We start from the raw sequence: 14,130 nt of genomic DNA on the forward strand, positions 1-14,130 counted from the left end.
TATTTTCGTAGTGTAATTAAGGAGAAAATTTGAGATGAATATTAAACTTAATGTAAAAAAAGGAATAGGGGTATTATGGATTATTACTTTAGGCTTTATACTTTTTCCCTTGAACGTACATGCAGCTGAGAGAAGTGAAAAATTAGTTAAAGAATCATTATTAACAGATTTAAAGGAAGTAGAAGATACTACTTATTCCTTAACAAGAGGCAATATTCTTAATAAAGGTACTGCTAAATGTGTTAATGCAGGAGACGGAAAAGTTACAGCAGCGGGAGTTGTTGTAGCCCATCAGATTTGTGATGAACTATATTTGACTTTGTCTTTGGACAAATATGATGAATCAATAAAGGATTGGTATACGTATAAAACGTGGGAAGTATCCGAGGTAAATGCGTCTATGTTACTTAAATCTTTTGATACAGAGGTTGACAAAGGATATTATTATCGCGTTAGAGGTGTTCACTCGGCAGAAAAAGGTGAGATATATGAATCTGTCGAGACTTGTACAGACGGTATATTAATAAAATAAAAATTATAAATTAAGAAGAGGAGGCACAACCCCATGAAAGCCCTATACTTTCGCACCTTATTTAGAAACATGAATGACGGCATCTACCACATATTAAGTATGTGGAACGAACCACAGGACTACACTGCCAGTGTGGTATATCTCTGCGGAGCAGATGCCAGTATCCCGAGGACACTCAGCGAGGATGCAAGATTCGCGGATGAGACATTCCCTATCGATCTGCTGGTAATTTCACACCTGAACCTTCAATATCTGGAATATGTTATTGAGATGTTGGAGCTGAGAAGGGTAAAACAGATTATCATGCCGTACATGGACAAAAAGCAGCGTGCCAGCCTGCTCCGCCATTTGGAAGGGCAGGAGCAGCCGGACAAGCTCACGCTGGATTCAAAAGGGAGAACGTTTCTCAGAGATCCTTACCGTTATGCGCTGAGTAAGGGTGTGGAAGAGTTCAGGTATCTCATGGGGAATGGCCCTGCCTATGAAGGTCAGGATACCATACCGGGCGGATACTTTCAGCCGTTGGAGAAGTCTGCAGATGAGAAGATTTGGAAGGAAGAAGATGGATTTGTCCCGGTCTATAAAGCTGGTTATCTGATTATGAACCGGTGGGTATTATCCTTTGGCGTTTATCAGGGAAATGGCTACCCTACCATTGTCATGTATCATGGCTCCATTGAGGATGATTTAGTGGAAGAAGACTGCGTAATGTCCGTAAAACCATTTTCGTACATACAGTCCTGCAAGGGACGGATAAAGGGTGAATGTGACCTGTGCAGTCTGGCCTGTACCCACAGGAGCGATTTCGATCTTCTTAAGGGACATAGCAAAAAGGCATTAACCGAGTATGAGAACGGCACCCTGCTTTTGGGAAATATGCTGCTGCCCGGAAATGTGGAGCGCCTGTATCACAGATTTCATTATGTAAAAGAGAAAGTCCGATTCCTGTCCGTTCCTAACTGCGGAGCAAAAGAAAACTGGGATTACCGGGTAATGGGATTCGGAAAAGAGAATAATTACAGGTATTATGCATGTCCGGTGAATACCCTGAGCGATGCCAATACCTTCAGAACACTGGGCACCATCAGCCCTTATATCCGTTTGTCCATGCTGAATGAATATTATGGACTCTGCGGCAGCGGATTTTTGACAAATCGAATAAATTAAGGGAAAATCATATCATAACCGCCCCCTTTGGGGTATAATAGAGTAAATGCTGATGTTAGTAAAAGCTCAATACCGAAAAGGGGGTTTTTTATGAGACTTACATTTATTGGGGCAACTCATGAGGTAACGGGGAGCTGTTTTTATCTTGAGGCAGCTGGAAAGAAATTTCTGGTAGACTGTGGGATGGAGCAGGGGCCGGATCAGTACGAGAACCAGGAACTGCCGGTATCTATGGCGGACATTGACTTTGTTTTGCTGACCCATGCTCATATTGATCATTCGGGGAATCTGCCCTTAGCTTATGCAAAGGGATTCAGGGGAAATATCTATGCAACGGATGCTACCTGTGACCTGTGTGAGATCATGCTTCGTGACAGTGCCCATATCCAGATGTTTGAGGCTGAATGGAGAAACCGAAAAGGCAGACGTTCAGGAAAAGAAGAGTTTGTTCCGGCATATACGCTGGAGGATGCCAATGGTGTAATCAAACAGTTTGTGAGCTGTCCGTACAGCAGGATTCTGACCCTGGAGGACGGCATCAGAGTAAGATATAACGATGCGGGACATCTGCTGGGATCTTCCAGTATTGAAGTCTGGATAGAGGAAGAGGGGGAAGAGCGGAAGCTGGTATTTTCCGGTGATATCGGGAATCTGGATCAGCCGCTTATCAAAGATCCTACTTATCTTACGGAGGCAGATTACGTTATCATGGAGTCAACCTATGGGGACAGAGACCATGAAGTACGGACAGATTATATCACTCAATTAGTAGAGATTCTGGAAAGGACATTTGCACGGGGCGGCAACGTGGTGGTTCCCTCCTTTGCCGTCGGGCGTACCCAGGAGATGCTGTACTTCCTCAGAAAGATTAAGGCAGACGGTCTGGTGAAGGGGTATCCCGGATTTGAGGTTTTTGTTGACAGCCCATTGGCTGTACAGGCAACAAACATTTTTAAAGAGCATTATCATGACTGTTACGATCAGGAAGCCATGGATTTGATTATGAAAGGGATTAATCCCATTAGCTTTCCTGGGCTGAAGCTGGCCATTACCAGTGATGAGTCCAGGGACATTAACTTTGACGAAAGACCCAAGGTGATTCTCTCGGCCAGCGGCATGTGCGATGCGGGGCGGATCAAGCACCATCTGAAGCATAATCTGTGGAGACCCGAGTCCACTATTTTGTTTGTGGGATATCAGGCGATAGGGACCCTGGGACGTGCCCTTGTAGAAGGGGCCGCTGAGGTAAAGCTTTTTGGAGAAGAGGTTCAGGTGCAGGCAGAGATTACCCGGCTCCCGGGTATCAGCGGACATGCGGATCGCGCAGGACTTATGCGGTGGGCCGCTTCCTTTCAGAAAAAACCCAGGAAGGTTTTTGTGGTTCACGGAGACGATAAGGTATGCGAGATTTTTGCCAAGAAGCTGGCTGATGAGCTGCAGTATGATACTATGGCACCGTTCAGCGGGACCGTTTATGATCTGCTGGCAGACCAGGCGGTGAAGGAAACCGTGGGAATACCGATCAGGAAGGCGCAGATTGGAGGCCAGACCGTGAAGGCAGGGGGAGTCTACGCACGGTTAATTGCCGCAGGGCAGAGACTTATGGCCGTTATCAGGCATAATGAAGGCGGAACAAATAAAGATTTGGCCAGATTTGCGGATCAGATCAATTCCCTTTGTGATAAATGGGACAGATAAAAACATGGAATAGGGACTGTGCACATCTGGTGCACAGTCCCTGGTTTTTTACTACTGTCTCTGTTCTTTCGCCAGCAGAAGTGCCTTTGCCAGCTGATCCGGACATGAAGTACCGCGGCCTCCGCAGTCTGTGCCCTGTAATTTTTCAATGACATCGTCAATCTTCATCCCTTGTACCAGGGTGGCAATTCCCTTGGTATTTCCATTGCATCCGCCTACGAAGTTGACCGATTTCACAATATCACCGTCTAATTCAAGCTCGATGGCCCTGGAACAGGTTCCTTTTGTCTTATATACCATACTTTAATCCTCCTATTATATAATGATATGATTCCATACTAGGAGCTATTATAGCAGATACAGAAAAAGATTTCCATCTCTCTTTCCGTAAGTGGGAGCTTTTGCTATAATGGATTAATAATTATAAATCAACCATTAGTTGAAAAATGATAAAAAAGTAAAAATCAACCTACAGTTGCTTGTAAATACCGGTGCTGAACGGATATGCTGTAACTATCTTAAGAGTGCGGCGCGCCGTTAAACCAGATACACATGATAGGTAAACATTAAAACTGTAAATAAATGAAGAGAAAATAAATTAGATAGGTGGGTAAAAGGATGGAAGATAATACGAATATGAATGGAGCAAACAAACGACTCCCTGAAGCCTTTGGGGACAGGATTGCATTTTTGCGAAAGCTGAAGGGACTGACCCAGGCACAGCTGGCGGAGCAGTTAGGAATCTCTGCCCAGGCAGTCAGTAAGTGGGAAAGCGGGCTTTCCTGCCCGGATATTATGATGCTGGTTCCTCTGGCGGACATCTTTGGGATAAGTACCGATGTTTTACTGGGAGGCGGCCAGCTGTCCGGAGGGGATACCGGGGAAGCCGCAGAGGAGGCGCCGATGCAGGAAGAAGCACCTGATGCCTCTGCGCCGGAACCGAACCGGGAAGAACACCAGAACCGTGCTGCAAAGGAAGATGCGCCGCCCAAGGAGGATGTGCCGCCCCAGAAGCTGGAGCTGGAAAAGGTTATCCATGAGAATCATGTGACCATTCATTCCCTTTACATTGATATTTCCATGGCGGAAGCCATTGTCCGGGAGGGGGATGAGTTCGCACTGGATTTGTCCGGCTATCCGGACGGAGACTGCAGGGAGGAAGTAAAGGACGGTGTCTGGAAAATAAAGGATAAAGGCTATAAGGGGCTGTTTGTGCTGAACAATATTACGAATCTTTTCTCAGAGCGCAAGATAGTGATTATTATACCAAAAGGCTATCGTTTCCAGGATGTGAAGATCAAATTAGGCGCAGGCAAGCTGGTGGGCCGGGGAATCTTCACAGAAACAAGCCGTTTGGATCTGGGGGCCGGAGAGGTTGTGCTGGCAGATTATTACAGCGGGCCGTCCAAGATAAACTGCGGAATGGGTAAGGTAATGCTGGAGGGGCGCCTCACAGGCAAGTGCAAGCTGGACTGCGGGATGGGCGAGATAGCTGCGAGCCTGACCGTTCCTTCAGACTACGGGTATAGAGTTAAAGTAGGCATGGGAGATGTCAGAGTGGGAGACGATCGGTTTGGAGGTATGGGAGGAACATATAAGTCCAACCTTCAGGCAGAGAACTTCTTTGACATAAACTGTGGGATGGGGTCCGTGAAAGTAGTGCTGGATCGTTAAGTGAAAAAGGGACAGGGCTGTCTGAAAAAGGGACACCCCTGATCGAATTTGGGACGTGTTCTTTCTAGAAAGAACACGTCCCAAATTCAAATTCTACTCTTGACAATTCCCAATATATGATCTACTATACAATTATTAAAGCGATTAAAATAATTATTAAAATAATGAATAAAATAATGTGGAGGGAGGAGACAAGGGATGAAGGTCGACAGTTCTGTGGAACTGAAAAAGGTTCACGCAAAAGAGATTATTAATTATTTGAAGAGAAATAAAAGCTGTACCAAAAAGGTGATGGCTGAGGATTTGAGTCTCAGCTTCGCAACCGTTTCTAATATATGTAATGAGATGAGGGAAAAGGGGTATCTGGAGGAGACGGCACTGGATGATACTAAGGTGGTGGGCAGAACTCCCAAGGGGATCTCACTGAACTATAACAATCTCATGTCTCTGTGCTTTGATTTGACCAGATTTGGGGTTATCCGTGTGGCCGTGGCGGATTACAGTACCCGTGTGGTCTATGACGACAGATTTGACTACAGCCATAAAAGCAGTATACAGGAGGTAATACAGACCTGCGGAAGTATATACCGGGAACAGGTGCTGAAGCGTTTTTCAGAGGATCAGATTGTAGGGGTAGGCGTTGCCGTACCCGGAATCTTTGAGAAAAAAACCCATAACATTGTCTCTTCAGAGATTGAGCTGTTTAATAATCAGCCCATGAAGGAGATGCTGTCCCAGACCCTGGGCAAAACCGTCTATATTGACAACGAGTCCAATCTCTGCGTCATGTCAGAGTACATGAGGGAGAATCTCTACAGAAATCAGGAGAATATCGTTTATCTTTTTGCGGATGAAGGTCTGGGAATCGGCGTAGTTGCCAATGGTAAGCTAATCTGCGGCAGCGGTGGCTATGCCCCGGAGATTTGTCACATGCCCATCGGCAATATGCAGATGCAGTGTCATCTGTGTTCCAGCATGGGCTGTGTGGAAAGCGATCTGCGCATTATGGGATATGTGGAGAAATACAACCTCTACAGCAGGAAGCAAATTGCTTCTTTTGAGGAATTTCTGGAACTCTGGGGGAAAAAGGAAGAGACGGCAGTTCAGGTCTTAGAGGAGAATGCCGCCATTTTGGGAAGACTTCTGTCTATCTTAAACAATATCTTTAACCCGGACTGTATTTACATAGGAGGGGAAACGGTGGGACTGATCCGGGAAGTAATAGAAAAGAGTATGGAACAGGTTACATCCAGACTTCTGGTGCAGGGAAACGTACTCCCTGAGATAAAGATGGATGCAGACTGCAGCGCCACGGTTCTGTGCGGGGCTGCAGAGATGGTATTTTCTCAGTGGATGCCCCTTTAACCGTCGGGCAGAGAAAGGTACAGCTTTATAATCAAAACAGAATAAATTCTGACCGGGAGCCAGGGGGGTACCGCCGGACAGATTTATACCGTTTCGGGATATACCGCGGAAACCGAAATGGGACCCCGGAGGGCGTAAGCCGTCTGCGGGGATATAAACTATCAATCAGCAGAACCAAAGAAAGGTTCCGAATCAAGAATGATTATGGGAGGAAACTATGTTTAAGAAATTTGTAGCAATGGTATGTGCAGGTACACTGGTATTCTCGCTGGCAGGCTGCGGCGGCAGTAAGGACAGCGCAAAAGAGGACACGAAAACAGAGGCAAAGGGAGACAGCAAAGAGGATGAGGATGTCACCATATCCATCCTCTGGCAGCAGGAAGTGTCGGAACAGTTCTGGGATCTGCCTTTAGAGAAGTTTAAAGAGAAATACCCTAATGTAAATGTGGAGTTTGAGAGCAACGCCAAGGCGGCGGAGGTAATCCGCAATCTACTTAATGTCAAAGAGGCTCCGGACATCTTCTACACCTGGATCAGTGATGTAGACTATTATGGATTTGCCAAAGAAGGGCTGTTATATCCCGTAGACGACATACTGGCAGAGCAGAATGCAGAGGGCACCAAGACCCTGGAGGAAACCATTTTCTCCGCAGGACTTGCTTTGGGTGAGGTAGATGGTTCCCATTATTTCCTTCCCACCAGCAAACTGATTGCAGGCAACTTTTACAGCGGCAAGCTCTTTGCAGACAATAACTGGACAGTACCGTCAACCTGGGAGGAATACCAGACGCTGTGCAAGACAATAAAGGACAGCGGTGTTACCCCTATGATTTATGCTGGTGTATATCCCTTTATGCTGGCAGATGCCTTCCTGGTACCTATGATTCAGAATCTGGATCCGAAAACAATGGAAGCCATTAACAACAACGAGGCAGGCGCCTGGAAACAGCCCGCTGCCCTGGAAGCGGTAACCCGTCTGCAGGAGATGAGGGATGCAGGCTATATTGATAAGAACTCACTGGCTATGGATCACATCCAGTCTCAGATTGACTTTATCGGCAACAACGATGCCTTTGTGCCTTCAGGAAGCTGGCTGGAAGGAGAGATGGAGGATCAGTGGCCGGACGACTTTGACCTGCAGCCTATGTATGCCCCCGGAGAGGAAGCCGGCAAGACTTCAACCACAGCTGTAGTTGAATGTATGGTTCTTCCGAAGCAGGAGGATGACAGCAAGCTGGAATATATCAAAGAACTTGTAAAGTTGTTCTATTCTGAGGAAAATGCCAAATATGTGGCTGAAAAGACGGGCTTCCTGCTGGCTATGGAAGAACAGTCTGACGAGGTAATGGGACTGCTGCCAAAGAGTGCCCAGACCATGTGGAAGATGGCAGATGACAATGTAAGCATTATCTCTCCTTCTTATAAAGTGAGATATAAAGAAGTGCTCGGGGAACTGAATAACTGCATCAATGCTTTAATCCAGGAGGAAATAAATGCAGAACAATTCTGCGAGAGAATGGATAAAGTAGCACAGGAGACAAGCGGTGGCAAATAATATAAAAATATTAGAAATATTAGAACGTGCCATGAAAACCGGCAGCAGCATTACTGCTGCTGCCGGTTTTGACGTAGTCGTGGATCATGTGGTGCGTGCAGTAAAACAAAAAAGCGGACAGCTGCCCGGTACATACTTTGAAACCATTGAGGAATTCGGCAGTTATCTGATATCAAAAAAGAATATGAGCTGTTCCATTGAACTGGAGCTTCAGCAGGAGAAAATAGGGGGCAATATGGCCATATTTGCCAACAGTCTGGGCACGCTTGGGGTTAAGACACATTGTATCGGCAGTATGGGGTATCCTAAGATCGATCCGGTATTTAAGAATATGAATGACAACTGCATGCTTCATTCCGTGTGCAGAACCGGACAGTGCAATGCCCTGGAGTTTCATGACGGCAAGGTTATGCTTTCCTCAATGGATAACCTAAAGGAGATGACCTGGGATATGATAGCCGCCAGGATGAACCAAGAGGAGCTCATAGGATATTTCAGAGACAGCCGCCTGATCGCCCTTCTCAACTGGAGTGAGCTGGCCGAGGCTACGGCGCTGTTTCAGGCGGTGTATGACAATTGTATAAAAGACGGAAAAAAAGAGAAAGACAAATGGCTTCTCATGGATCTCTCGGACGCATCCAGAAAGTCCGGGGAGGAACTGGTCCAGATACTGCGCCTGGGAGAGGCATTTGCAGAATACAGGACAACGATATTCAGCATGAATGAAAATGAGGCCCGCCTGATCTATAAGGCCTTATTCCACAGAGAAGGAAAAAGCAGGAGAGAAATGGGACAGGAGATAAGCCGAAGGCTGAGCATCGATTACCTTATCCTCCATCTTCCCCACTGTGCCTACGGCTATGCCAAGGGAACGATGGTAAAGGAAGAGGGGTATTATACCCCCGTTCCGAAGCTGTCAACCGGGGGAGGGGATAACTTTAACGCGGGCCTGTGCTTTGGGCTGCTGCAGGGGCTGCCCCTGGCGGAAAGCCTGAGACTGGGCAATGCCACGTCGGGCTATTATGTCCGCACAGGCGAGAGCCCGGATGTATACCGGCTCTATGAATTTATGCAGGGGTACACAAAACTGGAAAGGGCAGGTGAAGGAACATGGTAGGAAAGAAAAAAAGCTTTTTAATTACATATCTGGTACCCACGTTGCTGCTCTACGGGGTATTCTGCCTTTATCCCTGTGTGAAGTCTCTGTTTCTCAGCCTGTGCAGCTGGTCCGGGTTTTCAGATAACATTAAGTTTGTGGGTCTGGCTAACTTTAAGCGCCTCATTGAGGATCCCATTGTGTGGAAGGCCCTGGGAAACAATGTGTTCATCCTAATTTTCTGTACTATATTTACCTTTTCCATTGCTCTGGCATTTGCGGTTATGGTCACCAGAAAAAAGTCAAAATACCACCAGGGGCTGCGCATTATCTACTTTATCCCCTACGTAATGTCAATTGCGGTGGTATCTGTACTGTGGATGTTCATCTATAACCCATCCTTTGGCCTGGTCAACGGATTCCTTGGAAAGATTGGCCTTTCAAAGCTGCAGCACGTATGGCTGGGAGAGACAGACGTAATTATGGGCGCGCTTACCGTCCCCCTTGTGTGGATCAACATTGGATTCTATATGATTATGTTCATTGCGGCCATCTTAAATATACCGGACGACAGATACGAAGCGGCTTCTATCGACGGTGCCAGTGCATGGCAGCAGTTCGTCCACATAACCATCCCGGGCATCTGGCAGGAGATCCGCACCTCACTGGTATTCTTCTGCGTCACGGCCTTTAATTACTCATTTGAGCTTGTGTATGTAATGACAAAGGGCGGACCCAACCGTGCGTCAGAGCTTCTGACCACATACCTGTATGAAAATGCTTTTACCTACAGCGATTACGGGTACGCGTCCACAATCGGCGTGCTGCTCTTCGGCATACTGTTTCTTATTATATTTGCAATTATGAGACTGACGAAAGCGGGGTGCAGGGATGAATAACAAGAAAAAAATAAGGCCGCTGGGGGTTCTGCGTGACCTGCTGGCAGGAGGATACGGGCTGATTGTACTGTTCCCTGTATTCTGGGTATTCTATACCTCTTTTAAGACCAACAAAGAATTTGTGGCTAATCCCTGGGCCCTGCCTCAGAAGTGGCAGCTGCAAAACTACAGCAATGCCTGGGTAAAGATAGATTTCCAGAGCTATGCGCTGAACAGTATTCTGATTACCATAGTCTCTGTTCTTGTGGTGGTGGTGCTGTCCTCAACCGTAGCCTATATTTTGGTGCGCAGTGAGAAAAGATGGAGCGAAGTAGTGCTGATGCTTTTTATAGCGGGACTTTATGTCCCCACAGCCCTGGTGCTGCCCTCAGAGTTCACGGTGCTGTATAAGCTGAATCTGTGGAATACCCATCTTGGGCTGGGGATCCTTTATGTAGTGTTCAGCCTTCCCTATTCCATTCTGGTCATGAGCGGATTTTACCGGAGCATGCCCAAAGAACTGGAAGAAGCGGCGGCTATCGACGGGTGCGGGGTTCACTCTACTTTCTGGAAGATTATCTTCCCCCTGTCTAAAAATGGAATTATAACGATCATCATTTTTAACTTTGTCTGGATATGGAACGACTATATATTTGCCCTTACCTTTATACATGATAAGGAGCTCCTCACGCTTCCGGTAGGAATTATTGCCCTGATGGAATCCTTTAAGCTGAAGGCCGATTGGGTAACCTTGTTTGCGGGACTTAATATAGTAATGATTCCGTCTATCCTATTATACATTTGTTTCCAGAAATATTTAACCAAGGGTCTGACCACAGGCTCTGTGAAGGGGTAAAGGAGGAGAAAATGAAACATACAGCAATGTGGCAGGAGATCCAGGATCAGCCGGAGGTGGCGCAGAAGATCCTGGACGCATACCTGCCGAAAGGGGAATATTTCAGAGACTTGCTTCAGGGAAAAAAGCAGCTGGTGCTTACAGGGATAGGTGCGTCTCTCTATGCGTGCCATATGGCCAGGTATGCATTCCTAAAGTACTGCAGCCTGAAGCCCCAGATTATCCAGTCAGATGAACTGCACTATCTGCTGCCGTCCATTGACAAAGACACACTTGTCATCTTTATCTCCCAGTCCGGGGAAAGCTACGAGACAAAGGTGGTGGGAAAGGAGCTGAAAGAAAGAGGAATAGCATTCTGGGGAATCACCAATGATCCCGGTTCAACTCTGGCAGAGAATGCCTCAGAGGTTATGCTTCTGCACAGCGGACGGGAGATAAGCTCCGCCACTAAGACCAATATGGCATCATTTCTGATTTTATCCATCATAGCAGCCGGTTACCGGCCGGAGCTTAAGGAGGCATTTCTTGAAATCCCGGATACTATCCGCAGCACCCTGACGCTTTGCCCGGAGGCGCTGGAGCGCCTGGCAGATGCCCTGCTCCCCTGTATGAATCTCTATCTGCTGGGCATGGGGGCAAATGCAGCCACAGCCATAGAAGGGGCCCTGATGATGAAGGAAAAGACCTTTATCCATACCTCGGGATCCAGTGTTTCAGACTTCCGGCACGGAACCGTTGAGGTAATAGAAGAGGGACTGCCCGCAGTACTCCTTGCCTCCGGGGAGGAGTATACCCGGACTGCGCTGGAACACGGAGAATACCTGCAAAATGCCGGGGTTGCAGTTACCCTTGTTACAGATACGCCTATAGACGGATGTATCCCCCCGGAGCATGTGATTCCTGTGGCAAAATCCAGGGAAGAGTGCCTGTCGCCGGCAGCCCTGCTGATTCCCCTCCAGCTACTGGCAGAGCGGGTGGCAGACAAAAAAGGACTGGATGTAGACGGGTTCCGCTATCTCTCCAAGGTAGTGGGAGACTATAAAAAGGGAGAAAAAGCATGAGATTACAGAAAGGAAGACATCTCTCCTCTAAGAGGGCGGAGTGTATCATAGAAGGCGCAGGAAGGATTCTTGCACATACAGGGATTAAAGTGACAGATCCCCAGGCCCTTGAGGAGCTGAAGCATAAGGAAGGCATTGAGGTGCAGGGAGACAGGGCATTGATCCGGGAAACGGCATACCGGGAATTTCTCCTCCGCCAAAAAGGGAAGAAAATCCCCCCGGACAAACACGGAAGCAGGCTCCACGGGGAGGCCAGTCTGTATACCTATCATTACCGTGACCCGGACACAGGCCGGATCCTGGAATTCAACCGGCAAAAGCTGGGTGAATATGCAGCCTTTGTGGAAAAGGCACACAGAATATACCCCATGAATCCCGTGATCCCAGGCTACCCAACGGATGTACCGGCACAGCTGTCCTCCCTGGCCAGGTACCAGACTGCGGCTGAACATTGCTCGGGGTGCTGGCCGGCAGCTCCGGATTCTGTAGAGGCCGCGGAATATATGTTTGAGATGACCCGGGTAATGGGCCAGGAAATGACCCATCTTCCGGTATACATGATAAGTCCTCTGACTCTGGGAGGGGATGCCTTTGACATTGTGCGTAAGTACAGCTTTCGGCTGAGCTCTTTTTATACCTTTTCCATGCCGAATATGGGAGTTACCACGCCCATGAACCTGTCCATGGGCCTTTCGGTTGTGCTGGCCGAGGTAGCAGGGGGCGCGGTGCTGGTGGAACTGCTCACGGGTCTGCAGGGCGAGATAAAGCCAAATCTTTTTCCCTTTGACTTTAAGTACTTTAACATTGCCTTCGGAACCCCTGAGAAGTTTCTCTACGAACAGGCGGCTGCAGAGCTGACGGCCTACATCAGAGGGGAAGAACCGGATTATTCCAGCACCAATATCCATACCTGGGGAAAGGAGCCGGACGGAAGGACAGCCATGGAAAAAGGAATGATGATTATGGCCGGGGCATTGGACGGCGCCCGGAGATTCTACTGTGTGGGTACCCAGAGTCTGGATGAGCTTTTTGATCCTCTGCAGATGATTCAGGATCTGGAGGCAATTACCTTTGCACAGAAGATTCTGGACGGCATTCCTGAGGATGAGGTGGAGGATACCCTTCTGGACGAGATTGAGGAAGGGATCGCCTCAGGGTTTGTCTGCAGTGACCGTTCTCTGGATGAGTACAGAGAATATCTGGATGCATCTCTGTTTTCCCCAAAGGATAACATGCAGAGATGGATGCTGGATGGACAGAAAACAGCCAGGGACAGCTTAAAAGAAATTTACCGTGAGATCCAGGGGCAGCCCGTGGAGTATGTTCTGGAGGACTGGAAGAAGGCAGAGCTGGATAAGATATTCCAGGCTGCACTGAGACAAACCAAATGATTGGGGGGCTGTCCGGCTTGCTCCCCTTTTCTGTGCAATGAAGGATTCTCCCCTGGTACAACTGGTTAGAATCTGCTATAATAATGCAGATCGTTATAGACAGACCAAAAGAATCAGTGTAAAAAGGAGAATGCATATGAACCATATTGGAATTATCGGGGCCATGGAGGAAGAGGTAGCTGCTCTGAAAGAAAAAATGACGGATACAAAGGTAACTGTAAAAGCCCAAATGGAGTTCCACCAGGGAAAACTAAACGGAAAGGATGTAGTAGTGGTGCGCTCCGGGATCGGAAAAGTAAACGCGGCGCTGTGCACACAGATCCTGGCAGATGATTTTCAGGTGGAAGCTGTGATGAATACGGGAATTGCAGGAGCTTTAGACAAGGATCTGAATATAGGAGATATGGTGATCTCAACAGACGCGCTCCAGCATGATGTGGACGCGTCTGTTTTTGGTTATCCTCTGGGCCAGATTCCCAGGATGGACACCCTGGCTTTTCCGGCGGATAAAGCACTGGCAGAAGCAGGACTTGCCGCATGCCGGGAGGCTAACCCGGAGATAAAGGCAATCCCCGGAAGAATTGTGAGCGGCGATCAGTTCATCTCAGACAATGAGAAAAAGGTGTTTCTCACAGAGAACTTCCGGGGCTGCTGCACGGAGATGGAAGGGGCTGCAATTGCACAGGCCGCATATCTGAACGGGATTCCCTTTGTGATCTTCCGCGCAATCTCTGATAAGGCAGACAACAGCGCCAGCATGGATTACGGTGCCTTCGAGAAGCAGGCTATAGTACACAGCGTACGGCTGGTGGAAAATATGGTGGGCAGGCTGTAAAGCGCCTTTTGTCGCATTCTGT

At 47.8% G+C, this 14,130-nt stretch carries 13 protein-coding genes; 12 read left to right on the forward strand and 1 reads right to left on the reverse strand.

Features of this window, described 5'->3' with window-relative positions; all coding sequences use genetic code 11:
• The first annotated feature begins 34 nt into the window (after positions 1-34).
• The 3 genes from BUA56_RS08185 (at position 35) to BUA56_RS08195 (ending at position 3,397) form a co-directional block, all read left to right on the forward strand.
• Complete coding sequence (locus tag BUA56_RS08185) at positions 35-532, forward strand: DUF6147 family protein (protein ID WP_072850725.1); 498 nt, start codon at positions 35-37, stop codon at positions 530-532.
• Positions 533-565: 33 nt separating this feature from the next.
• The gene (locus tag BUA56_RS08190; protein WP_072850727.1) at positions 566-1,699 is read left to right on the forward strand and encodes a hypothetical protein; all 1,134 of its coding nucleotides are present in this window, start codon (positions 566-568) and stop codon (positions 1,697-1,699) included.
• Between the two features lie 90 nt (positions 1,700-1,789).
• Positions 1,790-3,397, forward strand: a complete 1,608-nt coding sequence (locus tag BUA56_RS08195; RefSeq protein ID WP_072850729.1) for an MBL fold metallo-hydrolase RNA specificity domain-containing protein — start codon at positions 1,790-1,792, stop codon at positions 3,395-3,397.
• 51 nt (positions 3,398-3,448) lie between these two features.
• On the opposite strand, the gene BUA56_RS08200 is transcribed toward BUA56_RS08195, so the two are convergent.
• Entirely contained in the window at positions 3,449-3,697 is a 249-nt protein-coding gene (locus tag BUA56_RS08200; RefSeq protein ID WP_072850731.1) for a TIGR03905 family TSCPD domain-containing protein, read from the reverse strand.
• 318 nt (positions 3,698-4,015) lie between these two features.
• Here BUA56_RS08200 and BUA56_RS08205 point away from each other — a divergent pair, with 318 nt between their 5' ends.
• The 9 genes from BUA56_RS08205 (at position 4,016) to BUA56_RS08245 (ending at position 14,108) form a co-directional block, all read left to right on the forward strand.
• A complete protein-coding gene (locus tag BUA56_RS08205; protein ID WP_242946741.1) occupies positions 4,016-5,071 on the forward strand; it encodes a helix-turn-helix domain-containing protein in 1,056 nt (351 codons plus the stop codon).
• Positions 5,072-5,269: 198 nt separating this feature from the next.
• Positions 5,270-6,436: an ROK family transcriptional regulator gene (locus BUA56_RS08210; protein ID WP_072850732.1), complete on the forward strand. Its 1,167-nt coding sequence runs from the start codon at positions 5,270-5,272 to the stop codon at positions 6,434-6,436.
• Positions 6,437-6,653: 217 nt separating this feature from the next.
• Positions 6,654-7,991 (forward strand): ABC transporter substrate-binding protein, encoded by a 1,338-nt coding sequence (locus tag BUA56_RS08215; protein ID WP_072850734.1) that lies wholly within the window; start codon positions 6,654-6,656, stop codon positions 7,989-7,991.
• Complete coding sequence (locus tag BUA56_RS08220) at positions 7,981-9,108, forward strand: PfkB family carbohydrate kinase (RefSeq protein ID WP_072850736.1); 1,128 nt, start codon at positions 7,981-7,983, stop codon at positions 9,106-9,108. The genes BUA56_RS08215 and BUA56_RS08220 overlap by 11 nt, the downstream gene beginning before the upstream one ends.
• Complete coding sequence (locus BUA56_RS08225) at positions 9,102-9,986, forward strand: carbohydrate ABC transporter permease (protein ID WP_072850738.1); 885 nt, start codon at positions 9,102-9,104, stop codon at positions 9,984-9,986. The genes BUA56_RS08220 and BUA56_RS08225 overlap by 7 nt, the downstream gene beginning before the upstream one ends.
• Positions 9,979-10,821: a carbohydrate ABC transporter permease gene (locus BUA56_RS08230; RefSeq protein WP_072850740.1), complete on the forward strand. Its 843-nt coding sequence runs from the start codon at positions 9,979-9,981 to the stop codon at positions 10,819-10,821. Before BUA56_RS08225 ends, BUA56_RS08230 begins: the two co-directional genes overlap by 8 nt.
• A gap of 11 nt (positions 10,822-10,832) precedes the next feature.
• Positions 10,833-11,882, forward strand: a complete 1,050-nt coding sequence (locus BUA56_RS08235) for an SIS domain-containing protein (RefSeq protein ID WP_072850742.1) — start codon at positions 10,833-10,835, stop codon at positions 11,880-11,882.
• Positions 11,879-13,273 (forward strand): trimethylamine methyltransferase family protein, encoded by a 1,395-nt coding sequence (locus tag BUA56_RS08240; RefSeq protein WP_072850744.1) that lies wholly within the window; start codon positions 11,879-11,881, stop codon positions 13,271-13,273. The genes BUA56_RS08235 and BUA56_RS08240 overlap by 4 nt, the downstream gene beginning before the upstream one ends.
• A 136-nt stretch (positions 13,274-13,409) precedes the next feature.
• Positions 13,410-14,108 (forward strand): 5'-methylthioadenosine/adenosylhomocysteine nucleosidase, encoded by a 699-nt coding sequence (locus BUA56_RS08245; RefSeq protein WP_072850745.1) that lies wholly within the window; start codon positions 13,410-13,412, stop codon positions 14,106-14,108.
• Positions 14,109-14,130: the final 22 nt, after the last annotated feature.

It is taken from the genome of Lactonifactor longoviformis DSM 17459 (genome assembly GCF_900129135.1).
Lineage (GTDB): Bacteria > Bacillota > Clostridia > Lachnospirales > Lachnospiraceae > Lactonifactor > Lactonifactor longoviformis.

What these genes read in the sequence shown, in the direction of transcription:
- BUA56_RS08185 (WP_072850725.1), top strand. Translation starts at nt 35, where the DNA reads ATGAATATTAAACTTAATGTAAAAAAAGGAATAGGGGTATTATGGATT.
- BUA56_RS08190 (WP_072850727.1), top strand. Translation starts at nt 566, where the DNA reads ATGAAAGCCCTATACTTTCGCACCTTATTTAGAAACATGAATGACGGC.
- BUA56_RS08195 (WP_072850729.1), top strand. Translation starts at nt 1,790, where the DNA reads ATGAGACTTACATTTATTGGGGCAACTCATGAGGTAACGGGGAGCTGT.
- BUA56_RS08200 (WP_072850731.1), bottom strand. Translation starts at nt 3,697, where the DNA reads ATGGTATATAAGACAAAAGGAACCTGTTCCAGGGCCATCGAGCTTGAA.
- BUA56_RS08205 (WP_242946741.1), top strand. Translation starts at nt 4,016, where the DNA reads ATGGAAGATAATACGAATATGAATGGAGCAAACAAACGACTCCCTGAA.
- BUA56_RS08210 (WP_072850732.1), top strand. Translation starts at nt 5,270, where the DNA reads ATGAAGGTCGACAGTTCTGTGGAACTGAAAAAGGTTCACGCAAAAGAG.
- BUA56_RS08215 (WP_072850734.1), top strand. Translation starts at nt 6,654, where the DNA reads ATGTTTAAGAAATTTGTAGCAATGGTATGTGCAGGTACACTGGTATTC.
- BUA56_RS08225 (WP_072850738.1), top strand. Translation starts at nt 9,102, where the DNA reads ATGGTAGGAAAGAAAAAAAGCTTTTTAATTACATATCTGGTACCCACG.
- BUA56_RS08230 (WP_072850740.1), top strand. Translation starts at nt 9,979, where the DNA reads ATGAATAACAAGAAAAAAATAAGGCCGCTGGGGGTTCTGCGTGACCTG.
- BUA56_RS08235 (WP_072850742.1), top strand. Translation starts at nt 10,833, where the DNA reads ATGAAACATACAGCAATGTGGCAGGAGATCCAGGATCAGCCGGAGGTG.
- BUA56_RS08240 (WP_072850744.1), top strand. Translation starts at nt 11,879, where the DNA reads ATGAGATTACAGAAAGGAAGACATCTCTCCTCTAAGAGGGCGGAGTGT.
- BUA56_RS08245 (WP_072850745.1), top strand. Translation starts at nt 13,410, where the DNA reads ATGAACCATATTGGAATTATCGGGGCCATGGAGGAAGAGGTAGCTGCT.